General features: G+C 48.6%; 3 protein-coding genes. All 3 read left to right on the top strand.

All coding sequences use genetic code 11. The features are described 5' to 3' along the window. The first annotated feature begins 196 nt into the window (after positions 1-196). Positions 197-1,726 (top strand): apolipoprotein N-acyltransferase, encoded by a 1,530-nt coding sequence (lnt, locus tag Q7V48_11305; GenBank protein ID MDO9211313.1) that lies wholly within the window; start codon positions 197-199, stop codon positions 1,724-1,726. 179 nt (positions 1,727-1,905) lie between these two features. Then, positions 1,906-3,004 (top strand): peptide chain release factor 2 gene (gene prfB, locus Q7V48_11300; protein ID MDO9211312.1). Its coding sequence is split into 2 segments (ribosomal slippage): positions 1,906-1,974 and positions 1,976-3,004, totalling 1,098 coding nucleotides; the frame shifts between segments, so codons are not numbered across the junction. 165 nt (positions 3,005-3,169) lie between these two features. Further along, positions 3,170-3,612: ribonuclease Z (locus Q7V48_11295; protein ID MDO9211311.1), on the top strand; the 443-nt coding region annotated here is incomplete at its 3' end.

The raw sequence follows: 3,612 nt of genomic DNA, 5'->3' as shown, positions 1-3,612 counted from the left end.
TTTAATTGGCCACAGAGGGCACAGAGATCACAGAGATATAAAGAACGGCCATTTAAGAAAGACAATTTAGTGATGAAAGAAATACTTTTTTTAAATTTACCTCTGTGTTCTCTGTGTGCTCTGTGGCATATTTCCCTTTTTTTGCGGTTTCATCATAATTGACAGGGGAAGAAGAGCTTGGTATATTTCCTGAACCATGATCCTGAAAGATATATTACTGGCCGCCTTATCAGGCATTCTTCTCGTCCTGGCCTTTCCCAAATTTGACCTGGAAATTTTATCCTGGGTGGCCCTTATCCCCTGGCTGTGGTCCATCAAGAAAAAGTCCCCTCCCCAGGCTGCTTTCCTGGGATTCGTTGCCGGCTTTACTTTTTTTGCGGGGCTCCTTTACTGGATCTACAACGTGCTTACAGAGTATGGCCATTTGCCGGGTTGGGTCAGCATTTTTTTACTGGTCGTTCTTATATCTTATCTGGCTCTTTATTTTTCCCTTTTCGCTTTCCTGCTGCGCTGGGTAGCCAATAAAACTGATCTGCCGGAAATTTTTTTCGCTCCTCCCCTATGGGTTTCTTTGGAGTTTATCCGGGGGTTCCTTCTTTCGGGGTTCCCCTGGGAGTTGTTAGGCTATTCCCAGTTCCAGACCCTCCCCATGGTGCAGATCGCTGACATTACCGGAGTCTATGGCGTATCTTTCATTATCCTTCTATCGAACGTAGCTCTTTACCGATTGGCCCTAACCTTTACCGATCGTGACTGGAAACCTGCTTGCAAGGAAATTCTGGTTCCAGGGATCATCATCGCCCTGTGCGGAAGTTATGGCCTGTGGAAGCTCTCTGACCTTGACCAAAAGGCCAAGCCGGGAAGTCTATATGGGGTGGCTCTGATTCAGGGCAACATCCGCCAGGACGTCAAATGGGAACCTCACTTCCAGGAGGAGACCCTGAAAATATACTCGAATTTAACCCGGCAAGTGAAGTTGCCCCGGCCCGACTTAGTCATCTGGCCCGAGACCGCCACTCCTTTCTTTTTCCAGAACACTTCTCCCTTGCAGGGCCGTATCCTCGAACTGGCCCATCAGGTGCAAGCCCCCCTCCTCTTCGGTGCGCCAGCCTTCGATCGCCGAGGCTCGAGGATCCATTATTTCAACAGTGCCTTCTTGATCTCCCCTGAGAAAAAAATTCTGGCCCGGTACGATAAAATCCATCTCGTCCCTTTTGGCGAATATGCTCCCTTTTCCGGCATCCTCGGATTCACCCGGGATATCATCGGAGCCATCGGCGATTTCACCTCGGGACAAGAGATAAGGAATCTCTCTTTGCCCTGGGGAAATTTTGGAGTATTGATCTGTTATGAAGCGATCTTTCCGGACCTCACCCGCCAATTCGTGGATCAGGGTGCCCGGTTCCTGGTCAACATCACCAATGATGCCTGGTTTGGGAAAACTTCCGCTCCCTACCAGCACCTTTCTATGGTAACTTTGCGGGCGGTGGAAAATCGCGTTCCCATCGCCAGAGCCGCCAATACGGGGATCTCGGCCCTGATCGACTCCAGCGGCAGAGTTGTTCGCTCCACTGACCTCTTTACAAGGGAAGTTCTTTTCGGTAAAATAGATGTAAACATAAACAAATCGTCAACTTTTTATACGCAATGGGGGGATTTGTTCTCCTACTGCTGCCTGGGAATTACGGCCTTACTGGTGATATTTGTATTTTTTAAAAAAGGGTGACAATTCAGCTTTTGGAAAGACATGTTAGAATTTCATTGCAAAATGAAAAGTGCAAAATAAAAATTGCAAATTCTAAGGAAAAATCTTAATCATTTTGAATTTTACATTTTAAATTTTGCATTTTGTATTGAAGTTTAGCCAATCTTTCAAAGGGCTAAACGGTTACAAAAGGGGTTAACGTGTGGAACGAAATACCAGATAAGGTTTCCAATCTTGAAAAGAGGATTCAAACCCTCCGAGGTCATCTTTGACTTAGATCCCAAGATTGCCCGCCTTCAGCAGATCGAACAAGAGACCCTCAAACCAGATTTTTGGAATGACAATGAAAATGCCCAAAAAATCCTCAAAGAGAGGACGTCCATCAAGTCCGCTTTGGATTTCTGGGAAAGCCTGAAGTCTGAGGTTGAGGAAGCCAAGGGATACTTTGAGTTAGCCCAGGAAGAAAAAGATGAAGAGACCCTGCGGGAAGTTTATGCCCGGCTTACCCGGGCCGAAAAAGAAATCCAGGCCGCAGAGTTCAAGCACATGCTGGGGGGAGAAAACGATCCCAACAATGCCATCGTTTCCATCCACTCGGGTGCCGGGGGAACGGAAGCCCAGGATTGGTCAGAAATACTCCTGCGCATGTACCTGCGATGGGCTGAGCGGAAAGGTTTCCAGACCGAGATCATCGACTACCTCCCGGGTGAAGAAGCAGGGGTGAAAAGCGTAACCTTTACCGTCAATGGCGAATATGCCTACGGCTATCTGAAAGCCGAATCCGGCATTCACCGCCTGGTACGCATATCTCCCTTTGACGCCGGGAAACGTCGCCATACCTCCTTTTCTTCGGTTTTTATCTACCCGGAAATCAAGGAGGATATCGTCGTTGAAATAAACGAAGATGACTTACGCGTAGACACATACCGCTCCAGCGGAGCGGGTGGTCAACACGTCAACAAAACTGACTCGGCGGTTCGCCTCACCCACCTGCCCACGGGGCTTGTGGTTCAGTGCCAGAATGAGCGCTCCCAGCACAAAAACAAGGCCATGGCCATGAAAGTGCTTAAAGCCCGCCTTTACGAGTTGAAAAGAAAAGAGCAGGACGAGAAGATGGAACAATTCCACAGCACGAAAAAGGACATGGCCTGGGGGAGCCAAATCCGCTCGTACACCCTCCAACCTTATCGGCTGGTCAAGGATCACCGTACCAACTTGGAAGTGGGGAATGTGGACGCGGTATTGGATGGCGACCTGGACCCATTCATTGAAGCTTATCTGATGCAAAAGACAGCCTGAAAAAAATTTTTGGACGCAGATAAACGCAGATTTTCAAGATTAAAAATAGGAAAACCAATAAAGCGCAGGCGTCAAGCAAGAAATAGAGACAAGGTCATTTCTTATTATTAAAGTTGGTCTTTTCTGCGTGTATCTGCGAAAATCTGCGTCCCATTTAAATAAAAAATGAACCTTTTCATCCTCGGATCGGGAACCTGCGTTCCCACGGTTGAACGCGGCCCTTCAGGTCTTGCCTTGGCCCTCGGTTCTCACCTCCTTCTTTTCGATGGAGGGAGTGGGTCCCTGCGGCAGATGGCCCGCCTGGGCCTTGATTTTCGTCAGGTGGATTATCTTTGCCTCTCCCATTTCCATCCCGACCACGTATCCGACTTTGTCCCTTTTCTTTTTGCCCTGAACTACACAGTGGATTTCACCCGCTCCCTTCCTCTGCACGTGATCGGTCCTAAGGGGCTGAGGAATTTTTACGATCAACTGCAGGGAATTTTCGGCCACTGGATCGAAGCCAAGACCTACCCCCTATCCTTCCAGGAGGCTGAAGAGAGCTGTTTAGAGCTCGCGGACTTCTCTATCGAAACCCTGCCCATGACCCATTCCAGCGCCAGCCTCGG

The sequence above is a fragment of the Deltaproteobacteria bacterium genome, assembly GCA_030654105.1.
Taxonomy (GTDB): Bacteria; Desulfobacterota; SM23-61; order SM23-61; family SM23-61; genus JAHJQK01.
This window is presented reverse-complemented; position numbering and strand designations above follow the sequence as displayed.